Raw genomic sequence first — 25064 nt, 5'->3', positions numbered from 1 at the left:
CGGCCGATCGACGACGCTCGACCGCATGGTGGTGCCGAACTGGTGCTGGTGTGACGGCCGTGGCCCTACGGCGCGGGCGCGGGCTCAGTGGCCGCGGGCCACCCACTCCTCGTAGTGGACGATCTCGTCGCCGATGGTGGTGCTGTCGCCGTGGCCGGTGTGCACCACCGTCTCGCCGGGCAGCTTGCCCAGCCGCTCGGAGATGGACTGCAGGATCGTCGGGAAATCCGAATACGAGCGGCCGGTCGCGCCCGGGCCGCCGGAGAACAGGGTGTCCCCACTGAACACGACGCCCAGGTCATGGGAATACCAACACACCGAACCCGGGGAATGGCCCGGGGTGTGCATTGCCCGCAGCTCGGTCCCTCCGATGCTCAGCGTCTCGCCGTCGCATAGCGAGCGGAAGTCGTTGTCCGGATGCGTCATTCGCCAGAGCACCTCGTCGGCCGGATGCAGTAGAACCGGCGCGTCGAGGGTCTTGCCCAGTTCCGGCGCGACCGTCACGTGGTCGTTGTGACCGTGGGTGCACACCACCGCGACCACGTGGCGGCCATCCACGGCCTCGACGATCGGCGCCGCGTCGTGGGCGGCGTCGAACACCACCACGTTGGAGTTGTCGCCGATCAGCCAGATGTTGTTGTCGACTTCCCAACTGCCGCCGTCGAGTTCGAAGGTGCCGTGGGTCACCACCCGCTCGATGTTCACCATCAGAGCACCACCACCGAACGCAACACCTTGCCGCCATGCATCTTGTGAAAAGCCTCCTCGACGTCGTCTAGCCCGATTCGCTCGGAGACAAACTTCTCCAGGGGCAGCCGGCCCTGCATGTAGAGGTCGATCAGGGTGGGGAAGTCGCGTTCGGGCAGGCAATCGCCGTACCACGACGACTTCAGCGACCCGCCGTGCGAGAAGAAGTCGATCAGCGGCATCTCGAGCTTCATGTCGGGCGTCGGAACACCCACCAGCACAACGGTTCCCGCGAGGTCGCGGGCATAGAAGGCCTGCTTCCAGGTTTCGGGCCGGCCGACGGCGTCGATGGCGACGTTGACCCCGAAACCATCGGTGAGGTCCTGGATCGCCTCCACGACGTCGGCATGGCGGGCGTTGATGGTGTGGGTGGCGCCGAACTCGCGGGCCCAGTCCAGCTTGGTGTCGTCGGTGTCGACGGCGATGATGCGCCGGGCCCCGACCAGCGCGGCACCGGCGATCGCGGCATCGCCGACGCCGCCGCAGCCGATCACCGCCACGGTGTCGTCGCGGGTGACGCCGCCGGTGTTGATCGCCGCGCCGATACCGGCCATCAGCCCGCAGCCGAGCAGGCCGGCGACGGCGGGGTCGGCGGCGGGATCGACCTTGGTGCACTGGCCGGCGTGCACCAGGGTCTTGTCGGCGAACGCCCCGATGCCCAGCGCGGGGGTCAGCTCCGTGCCGTCGGTCAGCGTCATCTTCTGCGCGGCATTGAAGGTGTCGAAGCACAGGTGGGGGCGGCCGCGCTTGCAGGCCCGGCACTGGCCGCAGACGGCCCGCCAGTTCAGGATCACGAAGTCACCGGGCTCGACCGCGGTCACGCCGGGGCCGACCGCCTCGACCCGGCCGGCGGCCTCGTGGCCGAGCAGAAAGGGGTACTCGTCGTTGATGCCGCCCTCGCGGTAGGTCAGGTCGGTGTGGCACACCCCGCAGGCAATGATGTCGACCAGGGCCTCGCCGGGCCCGGGGTCCGGGACGACGATGTCCACCAATTCGACGGGCTCGCCCTTCTTTCGTGAAATCACGCCGCGCACTGTCTGACTCATGGCCATCAACCTACGGTGTACCGTCGCTGACCATGACGGCACCCGAGATCGCCTCGGAATCCAGTGACGAGTTCAGCGGACGAATCGCCGCGGCCATCGACGGCGCCGGCCTGACGCTACTGCTGAGCATCGGGCACCAGACCGGGCTGCTCGACACGATGGCGGGACTGGCTTCCGCCACTAGCGCGCAGATCGCCGAAGCGGCCGGCCTCAACGAGCGCTACGTGCGCGAGTGGCTGGCCGGCATGACGACCGGGCGCGTCGTCGAATACGACCCCGACTCCACCACCTACTCGCTGCCGGCGCACCGCGCCGGCGTGCTGACCCGGGCGGCCGGGCCGGACAACCTGGCCCTGGTGGCCCTGTTCGTTCCGCAGCTCGCCGAAGTCGAACAGAAAATCATCGGCTGCTTCCGCGAGGGCGGCGGCTTGCACTACAGCGAGTTCCCCCGGTTCCACGCGCTGATGGCCGAGCAGAGCGGCGTGGTGTACGACAACGCTTTGGTCGATGTGGTGCTGCCGCTGGTCGACGGTCTCGTCGAACGCCTGCGCTCGGGGGCCGACGTGGCGGACTTCGGCTGCGGTAGCGGCCACGCGGTCAACGTGATGGCGCGGGCGTTCCCGGCCAGCCGCTTCACCGGCATCGACTTCTCCGACGAGGCGATCGCCGTCGGCGCCCGCGAGGCGGCCGACCTCGGTCTGGCGAACGCGACCTTCGAACGCCACAACCTGGCGGAGCTGGGCAAGCGGGACGCCTATGACGTCATCACCGTGTTCGACGCCATCCACGACCAGGCCCACCCGGCGCAGGTGTTGGAGAACATCCACCGCGCCCTGCGTCCCGGCGGCGTCCTGCTGATGGCCGACATCAAGGCGTCGAGCCGGCTCGAGGACAACGTCGGCATCCCGATGAGCACCTACCTGTACACCACTTCGCTGATGCACTGCATGACGGTGTCGCTGGCGCTGGACGGCGCCGGGCTGGGCACCGCCTGGGGGACACAGCTGGCCACCGAGATGCTCCGCGATGCGGGGTTCGACGACGTGCGGGTGGCAGAGATCGAGTCCGACCCGATCAACAACTACTACATCGCTCGGAAGTGATGGCGGCCCTCGACGCGCTAGCTGATTGGCCGGTCGAGGTCGCCGCCGCGGCGGTGATTGGACCCGACGGGGTGCTGGCCAGCCACGGCGACACCGAGCGGGTGTTCGCGCTGGCTTCGGTGACCAAGCCGCTGGTCGCCCGCGCCGTGCACGTAGCCGTCGAAGAGGGTGTGGTCGACGTGGACACCGCTGCCGGCCCGCCGGGCGCCACGATCCGCCACCTGCTGGCGCACGCGTCGGGCCTGGCCCTGCAGAACGATCACGTGCTGGCCGCCCCCGGGGCGCGGCGCATCTACTCCAACCACGGCTTCACCGTGTTGGGCCAGGTCGTGGAGCGCGAATCCGGCATCGAGTTCGGCCGCTATCTGGCCGAAGCGGTCTGCGAACCCCTGGGCATGGCCGCCACCCGGTTGGACGGTGGCGCGCCGGCTGCCGGGTTCGGGGCGACGTCCACGGTGGCGGACCTGGCGGCTTTCGCCGTGGACCTGCTGCGCCCGTCGACCGTCTCGCCCGAACTGCACGCCGAGGCGACCACGGTGCAATTTCCGGGCCTGGACGGGGTGTTGCCCGGCTACGGCGTGCAGCGGCCCAACGACTGGGGGCTGGGTTTCGAGATCAGGGACGCCAAATCGCCGCACTGGACCGGCGCGCGCAACTCGCCGCGAACGTACGGCCATTTCGGCCAGGCGGGCGGCTTCATCTGGGCAGATCCCGAACGTGACCTGGCGCTGGTGGCCCTCACGAACCGCGATTTCGGGGAGTGGGCGCTGCGGCCCTGGCCTGCGCTTTCCGATGCCGTGATAGCCGAATACGGCTAATGGAAAATGCACACTAGCGCAACACGGGCATCACAAGGCACAATAGACACGCACGACACACAAATAGTTAGCAGATCCTGCCTACAGGTCCCACCAGGTCGTTGGGGAAGACGTCCCTCGTGGAACCGAAGGAGCAGGATATGCGTGCGTCGAATCAATTCGCCGACGTGACGACTGGCGTGGTGTACGTGCACGCCTCGCCGGCGGCGGTATGCCCGCATGTCGAGTGGGCGTTGTCGTCGACCCTTGGGGCGAGGGCGAACCTCACCTGGACGCCGCAGCCGGCCATGCCCGGGCAACTGCGCGCGGTCACCAACTGGGTCGGGCCGGTCGGCACCGGCGCCAGGCTGGCCAACGCCTTGCGCTCCTGGTCGGTGCTGCGGTTCGAGGTCACCGAGGACCCCAGCCCCGGAGTGGACGGCCAGCGATTCAGCCACACCCCGCAGCTCGGCCTCTGGAGCGGGGCGATGAGCGCCAACGGTGACGTCATGGTCGGGGAGATGCGGCTGCGGGCGCTGATGGCGCAGGGCGCCGACACCCTGGCCGCCGAGCTGGACACGGTCCTTGGAACGGCGTGGGACGACGCCCTCGAGGCGTACCGCGACGGCGGCGAGGTCGGCGAGGTGACCTGGCTCAGCCGGGGAGTCGGCTAGCCGCTATCGGTCCTCGGCTCGGCGCAGGATCCGCAGCGCGCCCGGAACAGCGCTGATCTCGGCGGGTAGCGGGCAGGCGAAGTCGCCGTCGGCGTAGACGTTGATGCCCGGGCACTCGACGTGAACGGATTGGGCCCGAGTCGTGCTCACCTCGTCGAGGTTGACGTGGGTGCCCTTCATCACGGTGGGGAAGAGGCGGACCAGCTTCGTCCGCGACGCCGAGTGCACCATGGTGATGTCGAGCAGACCGTCGGTGTGATCGGCGTGGGGACAGATCAGCATGCCGCCCCCGTAGCTGCGAGTATTGCCGAAGGCCGCCAGCGTGATGTCGGCATCGATCTCTCGGGTCCCGTCGAGGACCATGCGAAACGGCAACAGCCGCAACTGCGATAGCTCGGCGAGCATCGCGATGTAATACCGCAACCGCCCGTCCGGCCAGGTCATCCGGTTGGCCCGATCGGTCACCAGGGAGTCGAATCCGGTGGCCGCCACCGTGCCGAACCACTTGATGGCCCCGTTCTCGTCGCGAATCCGGCCCAGGTCGATGGTTTCCGTGCAGCCGTCGACGATGATGTCCGCGGCGGCTTCCGGATCCTTTGTGGGAAGCCCGAATTCGCGGGCGTGGTCGTTACCCGTCCCCGCCGCCACGATGCCGATCGGAACGTCGGTGCCCGCGAGCACTTGCAGCGCGTTGGAGACGACGCCGTCACCGCCGGTCACCATCACCGCGTCGGCGCCCTTCTCCAGTGCCGCGCTCACCAGGTAGCGCGCGTCTTGCGCGTCGTCGCCGATGATCTCGACGACCTCGACACCGTGGTGGTGCAGCCGCGCGATCGCACGCTCCGCCGCCCGGATCGCGGCGCCGTGCCCGGAGACCGGATTGGTCAGCGCGATCACTTTCGCGATCTCGCGCCGATTCATGGAATCAGCTTGCCGGGGTTGAGGATTCCGGCGGGGTCCAGGGTCGCCCTGACCGCGCGTAAGACCTGCACCCCCAGCTCGCCCACCTCGTCGGCCATCCAGGGCCGGTGGTCGGCACCGACCGCGTGGTGGTGGGTGATCGTGCCGCCGGTGGCCATGATCGCGTCGCAAGCGGCCTTTTTCGCGGCCTTCCATTGCTCGATGGGATTGCCGCGCTGGCCGGCGACGACGGTGAAGTACAGCGACGCCCCGGTGGGGTAGACGTGCGAGATGTGGCACATCACCAGCGCCGGCGTGCCGGTCTCGGCCAGCGCATCGGTAAGCGCTCGCGCCACAGCGGCTTTGAGTGCGGGAATGTTGGACCAGTCGGTGGCGGTCTCGAGCGTCTCGCAGAGTGCGCCGGCCGACAGCAGCGAGTCGCGCAGATACGGTGCGCCGAACCGTCCGTGCTCCCAGGCCCGCGCAGGCGCTTCGCCCAGCGACGTTCCGCCCTGCGCCGCCAGCAGGGCGCTGGTTTCGGCGTGGCGGCTCTCGACGTGTTCCCTGCTGCCCTCGAACACCGTGATCGCCAGGCAGCCGCCGGTGATCTGGCTTTCGCCGATCGACTCGGTGGTGGCCAGGTTGACTCCCGTCTCGGCCTCGTCGGAAAGCCGGATGACGGTGGGACCGGTGGCCGTTTGCGTGACGGCGCGCAGGGCCGCGGCCCCGGTCTGGAAGTCGGGGAAGGACCACGCCTCGTAGCGGACGGCTTCCGGGGTGCGGTGCACCCGCAGCCGCACCCGGGTGATGACCCCGAAGACGCCCTCCGAGCCGATCATCAGCTGACGCAGGTCGGGCCCGGCGGCGGACTCGGGCGCGCGGCCCAGGTCCAGGGTGCCCACCGGGGTGACCACGTGCAGGCCGCGCACCATGTCGTTGAATCGGCCGTAGCCCGCCGAGTCCTGCCCGGACGAGCGCGTCGCGGCGAAGCCGCCGATCGTCGCGTATTCGAAGCTCTGCGGGAAATGCCCGAGTGAAAAGCCTTGAGCGCCAAGCAAGCGTTCCGCCTCCGGGCCGGTGACGCCGGCCCCGAACACGGCCTGGCCCGAGACCTCGTCGAGCGAGATCAGTTGGTCCAGGCGGCGCAGGTCGAGGGACACGACGGCTTGGAACTCGCCGCGAATGGGATCCAAACCGCCGACCACGCTGGTGCCGCCGCCGAACGGAACGACGGCGATGCGGTGGTGGGAGCAGTAGCGCAGGACCGTGGCGACGGCGTCTTCGTCGCCGGGCAGCAGGATGGCGTCGGGCGCGTCCTGTACCCCCGCGTCCTTGCGGCGCAGCAGGTCGATCGTGGACTTGCCGCCGGCGCGCAGCAGCCGATCCCGGTCGTCGGTGCGGCAGTACGCGGCACCGACGATCTCGCCCAGCCCGTCGCGGTGCGCCTGCGCCAACGCCGACGGGCGGAGCCGCACCTGGTCGGGCGCCAGCTCGGCGGCCCCGGAGTCCTCCACGCCCACAGCCTGTTTCAACAGCGTCCGGATCCCCTCGGAGAGCGGCTTGGCCGCGGCGGGGTCGCCCCAAGCGTTCCACTTCATCGGGGGGAGGAGGCCCTCGGGTTGCGTCATGCGTTACAGTATTACACATGCTGTCAATCAGTAACGCTCGCTCTCAGGTCGACACTGGAGAGCGCATCCTCGCGGCAGCAGCCAGCTGTGTGGTCGATTTCGGGGTGGACCGGGTGACCCTGGCCGAGATCGCTCGACGCGCGGGCGTCAGCAGGCCCACGGTGTACCGGCGCTGGCCGGACACTCAGTCGATCGTGGCGGCGCTGTTGACCCGGCACGTCACCGAGGTGATGCGTGACGCGCCCCTGCTCGGTGATGACCGGGAATCGCTTGTCCGACAGATCGTTACGGTGGCCGATCTGCTGCGTCGGGACCGCCTCGTGATGTCCGTGCTGCATTCCGAGCTCGCGCCGATTTACATCACCGAGCGCCTCGGGACCAGCCAGCACATGCTGATCGACGCACTCGCCGGCCGGCTGCGAGTCGCCCAGCGCAATGGCAGCGTACGCGCCGGTGACCCGGTCCAGATGGCGACCATGGTGTTGCTGATCGCCCAGTCGACCATTCAGTCGGCGCAGATCGTCGAGCCGCTCCTGGACGCCGAAACGCTGGCCGGCGAACTCGCCTACTCGCTGAACGGATACCTGTCGTGATGCCCGACCCCACCGCGCTCAACGCCGCCCGCCGCGCGGCCGACCTGACGGCGCTGGCCGACGGCGAACCGCTGGACGTCGTCGTGATCGGCGGCGGCATCACCGGCGCCGGCATCGCTTTGGACGCCGCGTCGCGGGGGTTGCGGGTTGCGCTGGTGGAAAAGCACGACCTGGCCTTCGGCACCAGCCGCTGGAGTTCCAAGCTGGTACACGGCGGCCTGCGCTACCTGGCGACCGGCAATGTGGGGATCGCCCGGCGCAGCGCCATCGAACGCGGAATCCTGATGAGCCGCAACGCCCCTCATCTCGTCCACGCGATGCCGCAACTGGTTCCGCTGCTGCCGTCCATGGGCCGGGGCAAACGCGCGTTGGTGCGCGCGGGATTCCTGGCGGGGGATGCGCTGCGGATGCTTGCGGGCACGTCGTCGGCGACGCTGCCGCGGTCGCGCCGAATCGGGCCCGAGCGCGTCGTGCAGATGGCGCCCACCGTTCGGCGTGACGGCCTGGACGGGGGCCTGCTGGCCTACGACGGGCAGTTGATCGACGATGCCCGCCTGGTCACCGCGGTCGCGCGCACCGCAGCGCAGCACGGCGCGCGGATCCTGACCTACGTGGCGGCGTCGAAGGCCACCGGCACCTCGGTGCGGCTGAGCGACCAGCGCACGGGGCAGTCGTTCGATGTCTCGGCCGGGGCCGTCATCAACGCGGCCGGGGTGTGGGCGGCCGAGATTGACGGCCTGTTGCGGCTGCGACCCAGCCGCGGCACCCATCTGGTGTTCGACGCCAAAGCCTTCGGCAATCCCACTGCGGCGCTGACGATTCCGATACCCGGCGAGCTCAACCGGTTCGCGTTCGCCATGCCCGAGCAGCTGGGCCGGGTCTACCTGGGGCTGACCGACGAAGCCGCTCCCGGCCCGATCCCGGACGTGCCGACGCCGTCGGCGGACGAGGTCACGTTCCTGTTGGAGACGGTCAACACCGCGTTGGGGGTCGCGCTCGGCCCCGCCGACGTCATCGGTGCGTACGCGGGCCTGCGGCCGCTGATCGACACCGGGGAGGGCCGCACCGCCGACGTCTCGCGCGAGCATGCCGTCGTGGAGTCGGGGTCCGGGATCATCAGCGTGATCGGCGGCAAGCTGACCGAATACCGCTACATGGCACAGGATGTGCTGGATCGCGCGATCAGCTTGCGGCACCTGCGCGCCGCGAAGTGCCGGACCCACAACTTGCCGCTGATCGGCGCGCCCGCCAACCCGGGGTCGGTCGGCCCGGGTTCGGTTGCCGGATTGCCGGCGTCGCTGGTGCAGCGCTACGGCGCCGAGGCGGCCAAGGTCGCCGCCGCCGCCAGCTGCAAGCGCCCGGGCGAGCCGGTCGCCGAGGGCATCGACGTCACCCGTGCGGAATTCGAGTACGCGATCACCCATGAGGGCGCGCTGGATGTCTCCGACATCCTGGATCGGCGGACGCGCATCGGATTGGTCGAATCCGATCGCGAGCGGACGGTGGCCGTTGCGGAGGAGTTCGTGGCGCAATTCGGCTAGGGCGCCAGGCCGATGTCCTCGTGCCACAGGTCGGGGTGCCCGGCGATGAACGCCGACATCATCGCCACGCAGCGGTCGTCGTCGAGCACCGTGACCTCAACCCCGTTGTCGGCCAGCCAGTCGTGTCCGCCGCTGAACGTCCGGCATTCGCCGACCAGCAACGAGCCGATGTTGAACTGCCGCACCAGCCCACTGCAGTACCAGCAGGGCGAGAGCGTCGTCACCATGACCGTGGAGCGATAGTCGCGCTGCCGGCCAGCCGCGCGAAACGCGTCGAACTCGGCGTGCAGCGACGGATCGCCTTGTTGCACACGGCGATTGCGGCCGCGCCCCAGCAGCACGCCGTCGGCGGTGAACAGCGCGGCACCGATCGGGATGCCGCCCTCCGCCAGCCCGGCCCGCGCCTCGTCGAACGCGACGTCCATCATCGCCGCCGGGAGAGTCACGTCCTCATTTTCCACGACACGCCGAGGCGGAGCGATCTGACTGTAAATATCGAATGACAGCGACTATCATTTTGTAGGTGACGACCATCCGCGTTCCCGTGCTCATCGTCGGTGCCGGCGCCGCCGGTCTGGCCACCTCCGCGTTGCTGGCCAAACACGGGATCCATTCGCTGCTGGTGGAGAAGCGGCGCGAGACCTTCATCTATCCGAAGGCCCGCAATCTGAGCTTCCGCAGCCTGGAAATCCTGCGCGGTCTGGGGCTCGGCGACGAGGTACATGCGGTCGCCGACCATGTTTCGGCCCTGACGGTCAGGCCCACGCTCAACAGCGCCGAGGAACGACTGGCCATCGACGTCAACGCGATCTTCGCGGGACTCGACGCGCTCAGCCCGGAGCCCGCCGCGCAGTATTGCCCGCAGAGCAGGCTGGAGCCGATTCTGCTCGGCGAAACGCGGCGGCGGGGAAGCGAGGTGCGGTACGGGACGGAAGTCGTGTCGCTCGAGCAGGACGGGGCCGGCGTCACCGCGGTGGTCCGCGACCGGGACACCGGGAAGTCCGAGACTGTCCGCGCCGACTACCTCGTCGGCGCCGACGGCGTGCACAGCCCGGTCCGGAACTGGTTGGGCATCACCACGTCTGGTTATGGCGCGTTACCGATCTTCGTCGTGTTCATCTACTTCCGGGCCCCCTGGACGAAGTTCGTCTCGCACTTGGCCGATGGGGATGCCGTGCAGGTCAAGAACGCTGACGTGGACGGCATCTTTCTGCTGGTCGACGGCGACCTGGGGATGTTCATCACCATGTACTTCCCCCGCAAGGGTGAGTCGGCGGAGCAGTTCACGCCGCAACGCTGCCGGGATGTGCTCACCAGCGCGATCGGCGAGCGGATCGAGATCGACGTCATCGAGGTCGCGGCCTGGCAGCCCTATGAGCAGGTGGCCGACCAATTCCGATGTGGCCGAGCCTTTCTCGTCGGCGATTCGGCGCACACCATGCCGCCGTTCAAGGCCGGGGGAGCCAATACCGCGATCCAGAGTGCGCACAACCTGGCCTGGAAGCTGGCGGCCGTTTTGGACGGGACCGCCGAACCGGCGCTGCTGGATACCTACCAGGCCGAGCGGCACCCGGTGGGGCGGTTCGCCGCCCGGCAGTCGCTAACCGGCCCGACGCTCGCCGTGCTGCCCTTGAGCGAGGACGGACCGCGATTGCCGGCCGACGAGGAGTGCTCGATGTTCGAACTGCTCATCGGTTACCAATACCGCTCGGCGGCGGTGGTGAGCCGCGACGGGCCTGCGACGGTTTCGGACGGCGTGCAGCTCGTGGGGGAGTTGCGTGCTCAGCCCGGCACCCGGGTTCCCCACGTGTGGGTGCGCGAGGGTGTGTCGACGCTCGACCTGCTCGGGCCCGGATTCACCGTGCTCACCGGCGACGAACGCTGGTGTGCCGCTGCGGCTTCGGTATCGGTCGCCGCGCATCGCATCCACAGCGAGGAGTGGTCGGCAGTCACCGGACTCGCTCCCGAAGGTGCGCTGTTGATCCGTCCGGACGATTTCGTCGGCTGGCGTGCCGATACGCTGCCTGAGGACCCCGAAGGCGAACTGCGCCAGGCGCTTACCACGATCCTGGGTCGCTAGCTTTCGCGCGCAGACACAAAATCGCACTGCGCGGGCACCGCGCGTGCGATTTTGTGTCTGCTCGGCCTAGAAGGTGGCTTACAGCGGAATGTTCTTGTGCCGGCCGCGGCGAGCCGGCGCCTGCGCCAGCGCCTCGGTGAGCTTGCTGCGGGTGTGCGAGGGGTCGATCTTCTCGTCGACCACACCGATCTCGATGGCGCTGTCCACACCACCGGCGATCTTCTCGTGCTCGGCGGCCAGCTGGTCGTGCAGCGCTTCGCGCTCGTGATCGGCCGCGGCGGCCAGCTTCTTCTTGTGCAGAATGCCGACGGCGGCCTTGGCCCCCATCACGGCCACCTCGGCGTCGGGCCAGGCGTACACCTTGGTCGCGTTGAGCGACCGGGAGTTCATCGCAATGTAGGCCCCGCCGTAAGTCTTTCGGGTGACCAGCGTGACGCGCGGAACCGTGCACTCGCCGAACGCGTGCAGCAGCTTCGCGCCGCGGCGCACCACGCCGCCCCACTCCTGGTCGACGCCGGGCAGGTAGCCGGGCACGTCGACGACGACGATCAGCGGGATGCCGAACGCGTCGCAGAGACGCACGAATCGTGCTGCCTTCTCGGCGCTTTCGGAGTTGAGGCAGCCACCCAGTCGCAACGGGTTGTTCGCCAGGACGCCCACCGAGCGGCCGGACAGCCGGCCCAGCCCGATCACCATCGACGGCGCCCAGTTGGCCTGGAACTCGTCGAACGGCGTCTCGTCGTCCAGGATCGCGGTCACGATCGGACGCACGTCGTAGGCCCGCCGAGCCGATTCGGGCAGCAGCGCGTGGATATCGGTGTCGCCGGCCTCGGCCCTGCTGCGGTCGAAATGACCCTGCTGGCAGAACAATCCGACCAGCCGGCGGCCACGCTCGTAGGCGTCGAGCTCGTCGTCGGCGACGATGTGGCACACGCCGGACTTCTTGTGGTGGGTCTCCGGGCCGCCGAGGGACGCCATGTCCACGTCCTCCCCGGTGACGCTGCGCACCACGTCGGGCCCGGTGACGAACACCCGGCTTTCCGGCGCCATCACGATGACGTCGGTCAGCGCGGGGCCGTAGGCGGCGCCCCCGGCGGCGAAACCGACGACCACCGAGATCTGCGGGACATATCCGGACGCGCGAATCATCGCCTCGAACACCGTCCCGACCGCGTGCAACGCCTTCACACCCTCGGCCAGGCGCGCCCCGCCGGAGTGCCAGATGCCCACGATCGGGCTCTGCTCCTCGATGGCGGTGTCATAGGCGTTGACGATGTGGGCACACCCCTCGACGCCCATGGCACCGCCCATCACGGTTCCGTCGGTGCAGAAGGCGATGGTGCGCAAACCGTTCACGGTGCCCGACGCCGAAAGCACACCCGAGCGGTCACGCTCGTGCAGCAGCTCGACGCTGCCCTCGTCGAAGAAGTTGCTCAGACGCAGCAACGGGTCCCTGGGGTCGAGCGACTCGCCGACCGACGCGGGGGCCATGATTGTCATCGCAGGTCTCCTTGTTCCGGGTGTGCTCTCTGGTGAGGAAGCGGTGATCAGTACCGCCCGAAGGCGATAGCGACGTTGTGCCCGCCGAATCCGAACGAGTTGTTGACGGCGTACTCGTAGTTGCCCGGACGCGGCTTACCCGCCACCACGTCCAGATCGACCTCGGGGTCGAGGTTTTCCAGGTTCAGCGTCGGCGGAACCACCTGGTCCCGCAGGGCGAGCACCGTCAGGATCGACTCGACCGCGCCCACCGCGCCGACCGAGTGACCGAGAGCGGACTTGGGCGCATAGACCGCCGGCTTGTGGCTGCCCAGGGCGTTGTTGATGGCTTTGGCCTCGGCCACGTCGCCGACCTGGGTACCGGTGGCGTGGGCGTTGACGTGGTCGACATCGCTCGGAGTGATGCCCGCGAGCTGGATCGCCCGCGAGATCGCATGGCCGGCGCGTTCGCCATCGGGATCCGGCGCCACCATGTGGAAGCCGTCCGATGTGATGCTGGCTCCCATCACCCGAGCCAGGATGTTGGCGCCACGGGCCTTCGCATGTTCCTCGGTCTCGATCACCATCAGTGCGCCGGCCTCGCCGAATACGAATCCGTTGCGGTCCCTGTCGAACGGGCGGCAGGCGCCGGCCGGGTCGTCGTTCGTCGTGGACAACACAATCCGCATGGCGGCGAACGCCGCGATCGGCACTGCCTCGATCTTGGTTTCCACGCCACCGCAGATCGCGATGTCGGCCTCGCCGAACACGATGTGCCGCCAGGCCTGGGCGATACCTTCGGCGCCCGACGCACACGCCGAAACCGGGGCGCATACCCCGGCCTTGGCATGCCGCTCCAGGCCGACCGTCGCGGCCGCCCCGTTGGGCATGTATTTCTGCACGCCCAGCGGGTTGAACGCCTTCGTACCGCGCTCGCGCAGCGAGTCATAACCCCAGATGAGCTCCTCGGTCGAGCCCATCCCGGTGCCGATGCACACCATCAACCGGTTGGTGTCCACCTCGGGCGACCCGGCGTTCTCCCATACTCGCCGGCCCAGCACGGTGGACATCTTTTGCAGATATGACAGACGACGCAACTCGATGCGCGTCAGGTGGCTGTCGAACTCCTCGACGAGGTGCCCGCCGATGCGGACCGGCAGGTCGAACTCCTCGATGAACGGGTCCTCTAGGGTGCGGATTCCACTTTGGCCGTCAAGCAACAACTTCCACGTGTTCTCCGCGTCGGGTGCGACTGCGGTCGTCATGGCCACGCCCGTGACGACCACGTTCGGGAGCGCTTTCCCGGTAACCAGCTCTGTCATGGTTCTTGCGAAGGTTCCTTCCGTACTTGTCCCGCTTCTCCTCGGGCCGCTCGCGGCCCGCATCGTCGCCGGACGCCGTGCTCAGTACCGCCCGAAGGCGAGCGCCACATTGTGGCCACCGAAGCCGAACGAGTTGTTGATCGCGTAACGGAAGTCGCCGTAGCGAGGTTCGCCCGCGACCACATCAAGGTCGATCTCCGGATCTGGCGTTTCGTAATTCAGTGTTGGCGGTATCACGCCGTCCCGAAGGCTCAATACCGTGAGGACAGATTCCAGCGCGCCGACCGCGCCGATGGAGTGGCCCAGCGCCGACTTCGGCGCGTACACCGCTGCTCGCTCGCAGCCGGCGACCCGGATGGCGTTGGCCTCGGCCGTGTCGCCGATCGGCGTCGCCGTCCCGTGAGCGTTGACGTGGTCGATGTCCTTGGGGGACAACCCCGCCAACTCGAGCGACCGTTGCATAGCCCGGCCGGCGCGCACGCCGTCCGCCGCCGGCGCGACCATGTGGAACGCGTCCGACGTGATACCGGCACCCATCAACCGGGCCAGCGGCTTGGCACCGCGGGCCTTGGCGTGCTCCTCGGTCTCGATGATCATCATGGCCCCGGCCTCGCCGAACACGAAGCCGTCGCGGTCCTTATCGAAGGGCCTCGACGCACGTTCGGGCTCATCGTTACGAGTGGACATGGCCCGCATCATGGAGAACGCCGCGATGGGCAGCGCCTCGATGGGACCCTCGACACCGCCGCAGACGGCGAAGTCGGCGTCACCCATGACGATCTGCCGCCAGGCGTGGGCGATCGCTTCCGAGCCCGACGAACAGGCCGACACCGGGGTGATCACCCCGGCGCGGGCACCGAGTTGCAGGCCCACCACCGCCGCGGCGCCGTTGGGCATGATCATCTGAACGGCGAGCGGCGACACCTTGCGGGGGCCGCCTTCGTTCATCAGGTCGTAGGTCTCCACGATCCTTTCGGCGCCACCGAGCCCGGTGCCGACCACGACCGAGAACCGGTCGGGGTCGACCTCCGGACTGCCAGCCGACTCCCAAAGCTGAGTGCCGAGCAACTTGGCCAACCGTTGGACGTAGGACATACGCCGCATGTCGAGCCTGCTCATGTGCTCGTCGATGGGCTCCTTGAGGTGACCGCCGATCTTGACGGGCAGGTCCCACTTCGTGACGAACTCGTCTTCGAGGACGCGGATGCCGCTTTCGCCGGCCAACAAACCCTTCCACGTGCTCTCGATGTCCGGCGCGATCGATGTCGTCGCCGTGACGGCGGTCACCACAACGTTGGGGTAACCGCCATTAGCAGTGGAAGGCTTGCTCACTTGTCCGCTTCCAGCCTCGCCTTGACGTTGGCAACGGCGTCAGGGTTCTCCGACTCCAGCTTGGCGCGCAGCGCTGCGGCGGCCTCGGGGTCTTCTTCCTCGAGCTTCTGGATGTAGGCGACGACGTCACCGACGGTGCGCAGACCGGCGAGGTCCTCGTCCGGGATCTTCACGCCGTACTTGTCCTCGGTCTGCACCGCGATCTCAACCATCGACAGCGAGTCGATGTCCAGGTCGTCGACGAACGACTTCTCCGGGGTGACCTCGGACGGCTCGATACCGGTGACCTCTTCGATGATCTCCGCGATACCGGCAATGATTTCTTCTTGAGTGACGGCCACAGCGTCTTCCCTTCGTAATGTGTTGTGTTAGTCGAGCAGAACGTTCTTTAGAGCGGTATGTGGTTGTACTGGATGCGGCTTCTAGAGTTCGGTCAGTGCGTCCAGGTCTGCGGGTGCCTTGACGGCGCGGGTCGTAACCCCCCGAAGTTCGCGTTTGGCGATGCCGGTGAGAGTGCCCGCAGGGGGGAACTCCACGGCCGCCGTGATTTCCCTGTCACGCATGGTTGCCGTGCACAGGTCCCAGCGCACCGGCTGGGTGAGCTGGGCGACCAGCGCGTCCATCGCCGCCGCCGCCGAGGCGACGGGCTGCCCGTCGCGGTTGGACAGCAGCGTGGCGGTGGGCTCGGCGGTCGCGACGGCGGCCGCCGCGGCGGCGTAGCGGTCGAGGGCCGGAGCCATGTACTTGGTGTGGAACGCCCCGGCCACCCCGAGGGCGCGGATCCGGGCCTTGGCCGGCGGGTCCTCGGCCAGCTTCTCCAGCGCCGTCAGCGGGCCGGCGGCGACGATCTGGCCGGCGGCGTTGCGGTTGGCGGGGAACAGGTCGAGCTGCTCGAGACGGGCCAGCACCTCGGCCTCGTCGCCGCCGAGCACCGCGGACATGCCGGTCGGCTCGATGGCGCAGGCCTTGGCCATTTCGGCGCCGCGGGTGGCGGCCAGCGCGACGGCGTCATCGGCGGCCATCACACCGGCGATCGCGTAGGCCGCGATCTCGCCGACGGAGTGGCCCGCCACGATGAGTTCCGCATTCTTGGTTTCGGAGGACAACAGGCCGCGCTTGGTGAGCTCCTGGTGGGCCAGCAGGGTGGCGGCGACGACCAGGGGCTGGGTGACCGCGGTGTCGGTGATCTCCTCGGTCGACGCGGTGGTGCCCAGCCGGACCAGGTCGAGGCCGCTGGCCTTCGACCACAAGTCGAGCTGGTCCGCGGCACCCGGCAGGTCGAGCCACGGCGAGAGCATCCCCTCGGTCTGTGAACCCTGTCCGGGCGCAAGCAATGCAATCACGTGTTTAAGAGAACACTGTGGAAACGGTTTTGGCGGGTGTAACAGATTATGAACCTCGTCTTAGGTTTTTGTGTAGTCCCCACAAAATAGCTCCGTAAGCTACATGTTCGATACCGCGCCGCGACCTGTGGCCTGGGTCACTACGCCTCGGATTGACCCCCGATAGCCGCCCTGACCGGCAGCGGAACCGGAGGCATCGCGTTGGTGCCGACGCTAGCGGGAGCTGTCGGGTAGTTGAGCTGGCCGACCGTCGCCGCCACTCGCAGCACATATGCGTCGCGGGGCTGCGTGGGATCGCGTCCGGTGAAGTCGGTGATCCGCTTGAGCCGGTAGCGGACCGTGTTTGGATGAACGAACAACTTTCTGGCGCAAGCTTCAATCGCGCCGCCACAATCTAAGTAAGCGTCAAGAGTCTCGATGAGCGTGGGGCCCGCCGCGGCCAACGGCCCCATGACGTCGGTGTGCAACGCCACGATCGCCGAGGCGTCCCCCATCAGGGCGCGCTCGGGCAGGAGTTCCCGCGCCGGCACGGGCCGGGGTGCCCCCCGCCAGCCGCCGACGGCGTTCATCCCGGAGATCGCCTCGCTGGCACTGTGGTACGCCGCGGTCAGCATGGGCGCCGTCGGCCCGACGACCACCGGGCCGTCGGAGAACGCGTCCAGCAAGTCGCCGAGAAACTTGTCGGTGGGCGACAGTTGGCCCGACACGACAGCGACCAGCCAGGTGCCGTGCACATCGGTGAGGGCGGCGCGGCCGTGCCGGGCGGCGATGTCGCGGACGTGCTGACTGGCCCGCTGGTCGTCGCCGGGTCCGGTCGACCCGCCGGGGCCCGGCGCGGGGACTCCGACCACGACCGTCGCGGGGGCGGTGGTGTCCCAGTTGAGCGCCGCGGCCCGGGACAACAGCTCGGGGCCGGTGTCGCCGCGGACCACCGCGTCGACGACGCTGGCCTCCATCCGGCTGTCCCAGGAGCCGCGCGCCTCGGCCGCGTTCGCGTAGGCCGAGGCGGAGGTGAAGGCGAGGTCGCGGCTGTACTTCAGGACGCCCACGGTCAGAGCGGCCAACTGCTCCTCGGAGCGGGCCACCAGCGGCAGCACCTCTTCGAAGAACTCCATGGTGACGCGCACCATGTCCACGCTGTGCCGCAACGCGATCCGGCGGGCCAGGTCCTGGGGCACCAGCTCGAAGGCCTGTGCGGTGTAGCTGACGTTGCTGTGGGGGTCCTGCATCCACTCGACGAAGTTGTTGATGGCCGTCTGCACCACCAGGGCCACGCTGGCCCGCTGGGAGGCTTCCAGGTCGGCGAAGAACGGCAACCGGTCCTGCATGACCGAGACCGCTTCGGTGGCCAGCCGGCCGGAGTGCTGCTTCAACCGGCGCAGGACGGAATCCGGCACGGTGTCCAGCAGTTCGAGCGGCGACCGGGGCTGCTTGGCGAAGGGGCCGGCGAACGGGTTGTCATTCACCCCTAAAACCTACGCCATATTTTGGACCTATCCGCCAAAGAGACGGGCGGTTTCGCGCCTTGCCTGGCGTTGCGGCGGCGAGAGACGCTGGCGGGGCATGCCCCGCTCTAGGCCACCCCGGGGTCAGACGTCTGCTCGGGCGCGGCCTGGACGTCGTCGATCTTGTACTGGCGGGCGGCCGCGACCGGCACCGACGGGTCGATTTCACCGTCGCGCGCCAACGCCTCCAGCACGGCGACCACCTGCGACTCGGCGTCGGTGTTGAAGTAGCGCCGCGCGGCGGGCCGGGTGTCCGAGAAACCGAAGCCGTCGGTGCCCAGGGTGACGAAGGTGCCGGGCACCCACGGCCGGATCTGCTCGGGCACGGCACGCATCCAGTCCGACACGGCGATCACCGGGCCGCCGGCGCCCGACAGCGCCTGGGTCACGTAGGCGGTCCCGGCCGGCCGGTCGGGGTGGCGCAGCTTCGCCTTTTCGACGGCCACGCCGTCGCGGTTGAGTTCGCCCCAGCTGGTCACCGACCAGACGTCGGCGGCGACGTCCCACTCGGCCGCCAGCATCTCGGCCGCCTGCAGCGCCGACGGCATCGCCACCCCGGAGGCCAGGATCTGGGCGGTGTTCGCGCGCTGTTCGGTCGCGGCGCGGTAGCGGTAGATGCCCCGCAGCACGCCCTCGGGATCGAAGTTCTCCGGCTCCGGCGGCTGCACGTACGGCTCGTTGTAGATGGTGATGTAGAAGTACACGTCCTCGGGGTTGTCCCCGAACATCCGCGCCAGCCCGCTTTCCACGATGTAGGCGATCTCGTAGGCGAACGCGGGATCGTAGGCGACCGCCGCCGGGTTGGTGCTGGCCAGCAACAGCGAGTGGCCGTCGGCGTGCTGCAGGCCCTCGCCGGTCAGCGTGGTGCGCCCCGCGGTGGCCCCGAGCAGGAAGCCGCGGGCCATCTGGTCGGCAGCGGCCCACAGCCCGTCACCGGTGCGCTGGAACCCGAACATCGAATAGAAGATGTAGATCGGGATCATCGGCTCGTTGTGCGTCGCATACGACGTGCCGGCCGCGATGAACGAGCCCACCGAGCCCGCCTCGTTGATGCCCTCGTGCAGGATATGCCCGACTTCGCTTTCCTTATAGGCCAGCATCAGCTCGGCGTCGACGGCGGTGTACAGCTGGCCGAGGCGGTTGTAGATCTTCAGCGACGGGAACCACGAGTCCATGCCGAACGTGCGCGCCTCGTCGGGAATGATCGGCACGATTCGCGGGCCAACCTCCTTGTCCCGCAACACTTCCTTGAAGGTGCGCACGGTCGCCATGGTGGTGGCGACCTCCTGGGTGCCCGATCCCTTCTTCAGCGCGGAGTAGATGTCTCGGCCGGGCAGCTTGAGCGCCTTGGCCTTGGTGCGGCGCTCGGGCAGAAAGCCGCCCAGGGTGCGGCGACGGTCGAGCATGTAGCGGATCTCCGGGGCGTCCGGGCCGGGGTGGTAGTAGGGCGGCAGGTAGGGGTCCTCGTCCAGCTGCGCGTCGCTGATCGGGATCCGCATGGAGTCCCGGAACCACTTAAGGTCTTCCAGCGCAAGCTTTTTCATCTGGTGCGTGGCGTTGCGGCCCTGGAAGTGCGCACCCAGCGAGTAGCCCTTGATGGTCTTGGCCAGGATCACCGTCGGCTGGCCCTTGTGGTCGACGGCGGCGCGGTAGGCCGCGTACACCTTGCGGTAGTCGTGGCCGCCGCGCTTGAGATTCCAGATCTCCGAATCGGTCATGTTCTCGACGAGCGCCTTGGTGCGCGGGTCGCGGCCGAAGAAGTGGTCGCGCACGTAGGCGCCGTCGTTGGCCTTGTACGTCTGATAGTCGCCGTCGCAGGTGGTGTTCATCAGATTCACCAGCGCGCCGTCGCGGTCGGCGTACAGCAGGGCGTCCCACTCGCGGCCCCAGACCACCTTGATGACGTTCCATCCCGCCCCGCGGAAGAACGACTCCAATTCCTGGATGATCTTGCCGTTCCCACGCACCGGGCCGTCGAGGCGCTGCAGGTTGCAGTTGATGACGAACGTCAGGTTGTCCAGGCCCTCGAGCGCCCCCACGTGCGCCAGCCCGCGGCTCTCCGGCTCGTCCATCTCGCCGTCGCCCAAGAAGCACCACACGTGCTGGTCGGAGGTGTCCTTGATGCCCCGGTCATGCAGGTAGTGGTTGAACCGCGCCTGGTAGATGGCGTTGAGCGGGCCCAGGCCCATGGACACGGTGGGGAACTCCCAGAAGTCGGGCATCAGCCGCGGGTGCGGGTAGGACGGCAGCCCGCCGCCGGCATGGCTGTGTTCCTGGCGGAAGCCGTCGAGCCGATCCTCGCTGAGCCGGCCTTCGAGGAACGCGCGCGCATAAATCCCCGGGGACGCGTGGCCCTGGATGAAAATCTGGTCGCCGCCGCCGGGATGCGATTTGCCCCGGAAGAAGTGGTTGAAGCCGACCTCATACAGCGCGGCCGAGGACGCGTAGGTCGAAATGTGGCCGCCCACGCCGACTCCCGGGCGCTGGGCGCGGTGCACCATGATGGCGGCGTTCCACCGGATCCACGCCCGGAAGCGCCGTTCGACGTCCTCGTCGCCGGGGAACCACGGTTCCAGTTCCGTCGGGATCGTGTTGACGTAATCGGTTGACGTGAGCGACGGGATGGCGACACGCTGCTCGCCGGCCCGTTCGAGCAGCCGCAGCATCAGGTAGCGCGCCCGCGCCGGCCCGGAGCGCTCCAGCAGTTCGTCGAACGACTCCAGCCACTCCGAGGTCTCTTCGGGGTCGATGTCGGGCAGGTACGACGCGACACCTTCGCGAATCACCCGAACGCGGTCGGGTTCGCTTGCGCTGCTAGGGGTTTTGGCCAGATCGTGGCGTGCGAACTCGGTTGTCAACGCACTGCTCCTGTAGTTGTCGGGGCTTGTGCCCTCGGGGTGCTGTGCACCGTCTCCCTCTATCGTGCCGCACCAGCGTTCGGCGGGGCTAGCCGACGTCGGTAGCCGGCGCGGGTTCACCCGGCGGACACGAACTCGTGCGTAGCGGGACGATCGGCAAAGCCAACCGGTAACGTCAGGAGCCGTGCTCATCGGATGGCGTGCCGTTCTTGCGGGGAGCTCTCCCAGGCGAGGCGCTCTGGCGCTCGGGTGTATTGCGGCGACGCTGATGGGGATTGTGGGGTGTACCACCGTCACCAACGGCACGGCCGCACCCGACACCCAGGTGGCCCCGGCCTACCGGCAGTCGGTGTCCGCGTCGGTGTCCGCGTCGTCGGCGACGTCGCGGGTCCGCGAGTCCCAGCGCCAGCAGTCGCTGACCACCCGGGCGGTGCGCACCTCGTGCGACACGCTGGCCACCACGAGCAAGGACGCGATCGACAAGGTGAACATCTTCGTCGGCGCGTTCAACGCCGGCCGCGGCACCGGTCCCACTGAGGGCCCCGCCATCGACGCGCTGAACAACAGCGCTGACACGGTGACCAACAGCTTCAACGATGCGCTGTCCCAGGAGCTAAAGGACGCGTTCAACTCGTATATCGACGCGGCTCGCGGGGTGGCCAACGCGATCGGCACCCACGCGCCGACGGGGGAGTTCAACAGGCGGGTGGACCGGCTCAACGACGCCAAGACGAAGGCACTGAAACTTTGCCTGGCGTCCTTCTGAGGCGCCTCGTGAGGCGCGAGTGTCGACGCGGTTGCGGCTGTGCGACGATAATGCCCATCGCACGGCGCTGGACGTTTTAAGGAGGCTTTACGGTGGTCGCGGCGGATAACGCCTCGAGCTACGCTCGCAAACTGGGCATCCAACGAGACCAAGTTGTCCAGGAATGGGGCTGGGACGAGGACGCCGACGACGAAATCCGCGCTGACGTCGAGGAAGCGTGCGGCGCCGAGTTGCTCGACGAGGACACCGACGAGGTGGTCGACGTCGTACTGCTGTGGTGGCGCGACGGGGACGGCGACCTCGTGGACACCCTGATGGACGCGATCGGCCCGCTGGCCGAGGACGGCGTGATCTGGGTGCTGACCCCCAAGACCGGCAAGCCCGGCCACGTGCTGCCCGCCGAGATCGCCGAGGCCGCCCCCACCGCCGGCCTGATGCCGACCTCCTCGGTCAACCTGGGCGACTGGAGCGCCAGCCGACTGGTGCAGCCGAAGTCGCGAGCCGGGAAGCGTTGATGCTGCCCGTTGGCGCCACCGCCCCGGACTTCATACTGCGCGACCAGAACCAACAGCGTGTCAGCCTGAGCGCCTACCGCGGCGCCAAGAACGTCCTGTTGGTGTTCTTCCCGCTGGCCTTCACCGGCATCTGCCAGGGAGAGCTGGATCAGCTGCGCGATCACCTGCCCGACTTCGAGAACGACGACAGCGCGGCGCTGGCCATCTCGGTGGGACCGCCGCCCACGCACCGGATCTGGTCGCTGGAGAGCGGGTTCACATTCCCGGTGCTGTCCGACTTCTGGCCGCACGGCGAAGTCAGTCAGGCCTACGGCGTGTTCAACGACGAGGCCGGCTACCCCAATCGCGGCACCTTCGTCATCGACCGCTCCGGCGTGATCCGGTTCGCGGAGATGAAACAACCCGGCGAATCCCGCAACCAGCGGCTCTGGACCGACGCGCTGGCGGCTTTGCGGGGCTGAGAGTTTTGGGTACTCGGGCGTTGTGCGTGTAGCCTGCCTCGGGCACGGGCGCGTAGCTCAGTGGTAGAGCTCTGGTTTTACACACCAGCGGTCGGCGGTTCGATACCGTCCGCGCCCACCATCGAACCCGTCGGCTTTCTATTCGCTCAAGGCCCGAGGATCAGCGACGCGATCAGGGCCAGGGCGCACACGCCCATGATCGCGACGATTGCCCATCCCATGACGTTGGCGAACCAGTTGTTGGTGTGCCGGCCCATGATTGCCCGGTTGTTGCCGACCAGCGTGATCATCGCCATCAAGGGTGGGGCAAGCACGCCATTGACCGCGGCGGCGTAGTAGAGCATCCGGAACGGGGGAATCCCGATGAAGTTCAGCGCCACTCCCACGAGCGTCGCCATGGCGATCACCAAGTAAAAGGCGCGCGCCTCGCGGAATCTGTAGCCCAGGCCCGCTTTCCAGCCCAGCGCTTCCGATAACGCGTAGGAGGCCGAGCCGCTCAGCGTGGGCACGGCCAGGAAGCCGACGCCGATGATCCCGGCCGCGAACAGCAGGTAGGTCAGATCGCCGGCCAGCGGCCGCAGAGCCAGTGCCGCCTGCTCGGGGGTGTCGACCGATAGCACGCCCGCCGGGTGCAGTACGGACGCGCACGTCAGGATGATGAAGAACTGCACGATGTTGGAGAAGCCCATCCCGACGGCAGTGTCGGCCCGCATTTCGCGGATGTCGCTTCCGAGCACGACCGGCACGCCCTTGCCGTAGAACTGCATCCGGCCGCGGGCGAAATCCTCCTCTGCCTCCTGGTCGGCCTCCCAGAAAAAGCAGTAAGGCGTGATCGTGGTCCCCAGCACTGCCACGATGTTGAGCGCATAGTCGCGCGACCATTCGACATGCGGGGTGAACGCGCTGAGCGCCACCGTGGGCCACCACGGATGGTGGACGACGAACGCTGCCACCACGTAGGCCAACAGGCTCAGGCACGCATACTTGAGGAACCGCGCGTACGCCGGGTAGGGCACCGAAATCTGCAGCGCCAGCGAAATCCCGACGATCACCGCCAACCACGCCAACAGCGGGGCGTGAACGAGCAACTGACCGGTCGCCGCCATCGCGCCGAGGTCAGCCCCGACATTGACGGTGTTGGCGATCAGCAACAGCGACACGGCCACGTAGAGGACGCGGCGCGAATAGTGCTCGCGCAGGACCGCCGCCAGGCCGCGGCCGGTGACCATGCCGATCCGTCCGCAAATCTCTTGGATCGCGCCCATGAACGGGTAGGTCCAGGCGGCGACCCACAGCTGGGCATAGCCGAACTGGGCACCGGTTTGGCTATAGGTCTGGATGCCCGATGGGTCATCGTCAGACGATCCGGTGACGAACCCCGGCCCGAGGATGTGCCAGGCGGCCGCGGCGCGGGCACGAAGGGACACGCCCGAATGATGGCACATGGCTGGGTTGATGACGGACTTCTGTGGCCCGCGGCGGTGTGGCAGCCTCAGGGGCGTGGCTGGTGAACCCGTGGAACCGTTTCGCATCGATATCCCCGACGACGTCCTGGAAGACCTGCAATCGCGGCTGGCCCGCACCCGCTGGCCGGAAGCCGAGTGTGTGGACGACTGGAGCCAGGGCATGCCGCTGGCCTACACCCGCGACCTGGCCGGCTATTGGGCGGACGAATACGACTGGCGGTCCCGCGAGGCGGCGCTGAACCGCTTCGACCAGTTCATCACCCAGGTCGACGGGCTCGACATCCATTTCATCCACCAGCGGTCGCCGCACGACGACGCGTTCCCGCTGTTGATCACCCATGGCTGGCCCGGCTCGATCGTGGAGTTCCACAAGGTGATCGAGCCGCTGACGAACCCGGCGTCCGGGCGCGCCGAGGACGCCTTCCACGTGGTCTGCCCGTCGCTGCCGGGCTACGGGTTCTCCGGCAAACCGACGCGCACGGGCTGGGGCGTGGAGAAGATCGCCGAGGCCTGGGAGACGCTGATGCTGCGTCTGGGCTACGACCGCTACGGCGCGCAGGGCGGCGACTGGGGCGCCGCCGTGACCACACAGATCGGCCGAAACGGCGGCCACTGCGCGGGCATTCACCTCAACATGCCGATCGGGCGGCCCACGCCGGAGTCCCTGAAGAACCCGACGGAAGAGGAACAACGGGCACTTGCAGCGCTCGCCGAGCACCGGAAGTGGGGCACCGGCTATTCCAAGCAGCAGTCCACCCGGCCGCAGACGCTGGGTTACGGGCTGGCCGATTCGCCGGTGGGGCAGTTGGCGTGGATTGTCGAAAAGTTCTGGGCGTGGGCCGATTGCGACGGTCATCCGGAGAATGTGTTCACCCGCGATGAGCTGCTGGACAACGTGATGGTCTATT

General features: G+C 68.2%; 23 protein-coding genes and 1 tRNA gene. 11 read left to right on the top strand and 13 right to left on the bottom strand.

Going from position 1 to position 25064, the window contains the following annotated elements; all coding sequences use genetic code 11:
• Nucleotides 1-84: 84 nt before the first annotated feature.
• Nucleotides 85-708 (bottom strand): MBL fold metallo-hydrolase, encoded by a 624-nt coding sequence (locus tag A5781_RS18120; protein ID WP_067209330.1) that lies wholly within the window; start codon nt 706-708, stop codon nt 85-87.
• A complete protein-coding gene (locus A5781_RS18115) occupies nt 708-1793 on the bottom strand; it encodes an S-(hydroxymethyl)mycothiol dehydrogenase (protein WP_067209326.1) in 1086 nt (361 codons plus the stop codon). Before A5781_RS18115 ends, A5781_RS18120 begins: the two co-directional genes overlap by 1 nt.
• Before the next feature lie 32 nt (nt 1794-1825).
• Here A5781_RS18115 and A5781_RS18110 point away from each other — a divergent pair, with 32 nt between their 5' ends.
• The 3 genes from A5781_RS18110 to A5781_RS18100 all read left to right on the top strand — a co-directional run bounded on the left by A5781_RS18110 (nt 1826) and on the right by A5781_RS18100 (nt 4367).
• On the top strand, nt 1826-2896 hold the full coding sequence (locus tag A5781_RS18110; protein WP_067209321.1) for a class I SAM-dependent methyltransferase: 1071 nt from the start codon (nt 1826-1828) through the stop codon (nt 2894-2896).
• The gene (locus tag A5781_RS18105; RefSeq protein WP_067209317.1) at nt 2896-3714 is read left to right on the top strand and encodes a serine hydrolase; all 819 of its coding nucleotides are present in this window, start codon (nt 2896-2898) and stop codon (nt 3712-3714) included. The genes A5781_RS18110 and A5781_RS18105 overlap by 1 nt, the downstream gene beginning before the upstream one ends.
• 140 nt (nt 3715-3854) lie before the next feature.
• Nucleotides 3855-4367, top strand: coding sequence for a DUF3145 domain-containing protein (locus tag A5781_RS18100; protein ID WP_067209402.1), 513 nt, complete (start codon nt 3855-3857; stop codon nt 4365-4367).
• Between the two features lie 3 nt (nt 4368-4370).
• Here the strand turns inward: A5781_RS18100 and A5781_RS18095 are convergent, their stop codons facing one another.
• A complete protein-coding gene (locus A5781_RS18095; protein WP_067209314.1) occupies nt 4371-5288 on the bottom strand; it encodes a diacylglycerol kinase in 918 nt (305 codons plus the stop codon).
• Complete coding sequence (locus tag A5781_RS18090; RefSeq protein ID WP_369817754.1) at nt 5285-6865, bottom strand: FAD-binding oxidoreductase; 1581 nt, start codon at nt 6863-6865, stop codon at nt 5285-5287. The genes A5781_RS18095 and A5781_RS18090 overlap by 4 nt, the downstream gene beginning before the upstream one ends.
• 47 nt (nt 6866-6912) lie before the next feature.
• Between A5781_RS18090 and A5781_RS18085 the strand changes: the two genes are divergently transcribed.
• Together A5781_RS18085 and A5781_RS18080 are read left to right on the top strand one after the other, a co-directional pair.
• Entirely contained in the window at nt 6913-7488 is a 576-nt protein-coding gene (locus A5781_RS18085; RefSeq protein ID WP_067209306.1) for a TetR/AcrR family transcriptional regulator, read from the top strand.
• Entirely contained in the window at nt 7488-9029 is a 1542-nt protein-coding gene (locus tag A5781_RS18080) for a glycerol-3-phosphate dehydrogenase/oxidase (RefSeq protein WP_156624774.1), read from the top strand. Before A5781_RS18085 ends, A5781_RS18080 begins: the two co-directional genes overlap by 1 nt.
• Here A5781_RS18080 and A5781_RS18075 read toward each other — a convergent pair.
• Entirely contained in the window at nt 9026-9457 is a 432-nt protein-coding gene (locus A5781_RS18075) for a nucleoside deaminase (protein ID WP_067209398.1), read from the bottom strand. The two genes, A5781_RS18080 and A5781_RS18075, sit on opposite strands and share 4 nt — an antisense overlap.
• Nucleotides 9458-9552: 95 nt before the next feature.
• On the opposite strand from A5781_RS18075, the gene A5781_RS18070 reads away from it, so the two are divergent.
• A complete protein-coding gene (locus A5781_RS18070; protein WP_067209299.1) occupies nt 9553-11109 on the top strand; it encodes an FAD-dependent monooxygenase in 1557 nt (518 codons plus the stop codon).
• 78 nt (nt 11110-11187) lie between these two features.
• Here A5781_RS18070 and A5781_RS18065 read toward each other — a convergent pair whose 3' ends face one another.
• The 7 genes from A5781_RS18065 to aceE form a co-directional block, all read right to left on the bottom strand.
• On the bottom strand, nt 11188-12609 hold the full coding sequence (locus tag A5781_RS18065; protein ID WP_067209296.1) for an acyl-CoA carboxylase subunit beta: 1422 nt from the start codon (nt 12607-12609) through the stop codon (nt 11188-11190).
• Between the two features lie 47 nt (nt 12610-12656).
• On the bottom strand, nt 12657-13910 hold the full coding sequence (gene kasB, locus A5781_RS18060) for a 3-oxoacyl-ACP synthase KasB (RefSeq protein WP_067209293.1): 1254 nt from the start codon (nt 13908-13910) through the stop codon (nt 12657-12659).
• 81 nt (nt 13911-13991) lie between these two features.
• Nucleotides 13992-15242, bottom strand: coding sequence for a 3-oxoacyl-ACP synthase KasA (kasA, locus tag A5781_RS18055; RefSeq protein ID WP_067209290.1), 1251 nt, complete (start codon nt 15240-15242; stop codon nt 13992-13994).
• Entirely contained in the window at nt 15239-15583 is a 345-nt protein-coding gene (acpM, locus tag A5781_RS18050) for a meromycolate extension acyl carrier protein AcpM (RefSeq protein WP_066949723.1), read from the bottom strand. The genes kasA and acpM overlap by 4 nt, the downstream gene beginning before the upstream one ends.
• An 81-nt stretch (nt 15584-15664) precedes the next feature.
• Nucleotides 15665-16585: an ACP S-malonyltransferase gene (locus A5781_RS18045; protein ID WP_067209285.1), complete on the bottom strand. Its 921-nt coding sequence runs from the start codon at nt 16583-16585 to the stop codon at nt 15665-15667.
• 140 nt (nt 16586-16725) lie between these two features.
• Nucleotides 16726-18051 (bottom strand): CdaR family transcriptional regulator, encoded by a 1326-nt coding sequence (locus A5781_RS18040; protein WP_067209281.1) that lies wholly within the window; start codon nt 18049-18051, stop codon nt 16726-16728.
• Between the two features lie 107 nt (nt 18052-18158).
• Nucleotides 18159-20948, bottom strand: a complete 2790-nt coding sequence (gene aceE / locus A5781_RS18035; protein ID WP_067209276.1) for a pyruvate dehydrogenase (acetyl-transferring), homodimeric type — start codon at nt 20946-20948, stop codon at nt 18159-18161.
• Between the two features lie 184 nt (nt 20949-21132).
• Between aceE and A5781_RS18030 the strand changes: the two genes are divergently transcribed.
• The 4 genes from A5781_RS18030 (at nt 21133) to A5781_RS18015 (ending at nt 22811) form a co-directional block, all read left to right on the top strand.
• Nucleotides 21133-21714 (top strand): hypothetical protein, encoded by a 582-nt coding sequence (locus A5781_RS18030; protein ID WP_067209273.1) that lies wholly within the window; start codon nt 21133-21135, stop codon nt 21712-21714.
• A 92-nt stretch (nt 21715-21806) separates the two neighbouring features.
• Entirely contained in the window at nt 21807-22229 is a 423-nt protein-coding gene (locus tag A5781_RS18025; protein WP_066951594.1) for a DUF3052 domain-containing protein, read from the top strand.
• On the top strand, nt 22229-22690 hold the full coding sequence (locus A5781_RS18020; protein WP_067209269.1) for a peroxiredoxin: 462 nt from the start codon (nt 22229-22231) through the stop codon (nt 22688-22690). The genes A5781_RS18025 and A5781_RS18020 overlap by 1 nt, the downstream gene beginning before the upstream one ends.
• A gap of 46 nt (nt 22691-22736) precedes the next feature.
• Nucleotides 22737-22811, top strand: a tRNA-Val gene (locus A5781_RS18015).
• 25 nt (nt 22812-22836) lie between these two features.
• Here A5781_RS18015 and A5781_RS18010 read toward each other — a convergent pair.
• Nucleotides 22837-24117 carry an NRAMP family divalent metal transporter gene (locus A5781_RS18010; protein WP_197503898.1) on the bottom strand — a complete coding sequence of 427 codons (1281 nt, stop codon included), beginning with the start codon at nt 24115-24117 and terminating at the stop codon, nt 22837-22839.
• Nucleotides 24118-24205: 88 nt separating this feature from the next.
• Between A5781_RS18010 and A5781_RS18005 the strand changes: the two genes are divergently transcribed.
• Nucleotides 24206-25064: epoxide hydrolase family protein (locus tag A5781_RS18005; protein ID WP_067209257.1), on the top strand; the 859-nt coding region annotated here is incomplete at its 3' end.

The organism is Mycobacterium sp. 852002-30065_SCH5024008, assembly GCF_001665645.1.
GTDB lineage: Bacteria > Actinomycetota > Actinomycetes > Mycobacteriales > Mycobacteriaceae > Mycobacterium > Mycobacterium paraffinicum.
Note: the sequence above shows the minus strand (reverse complement) of the source record. Positions and strands in the feature narration are given on the sequence as shown.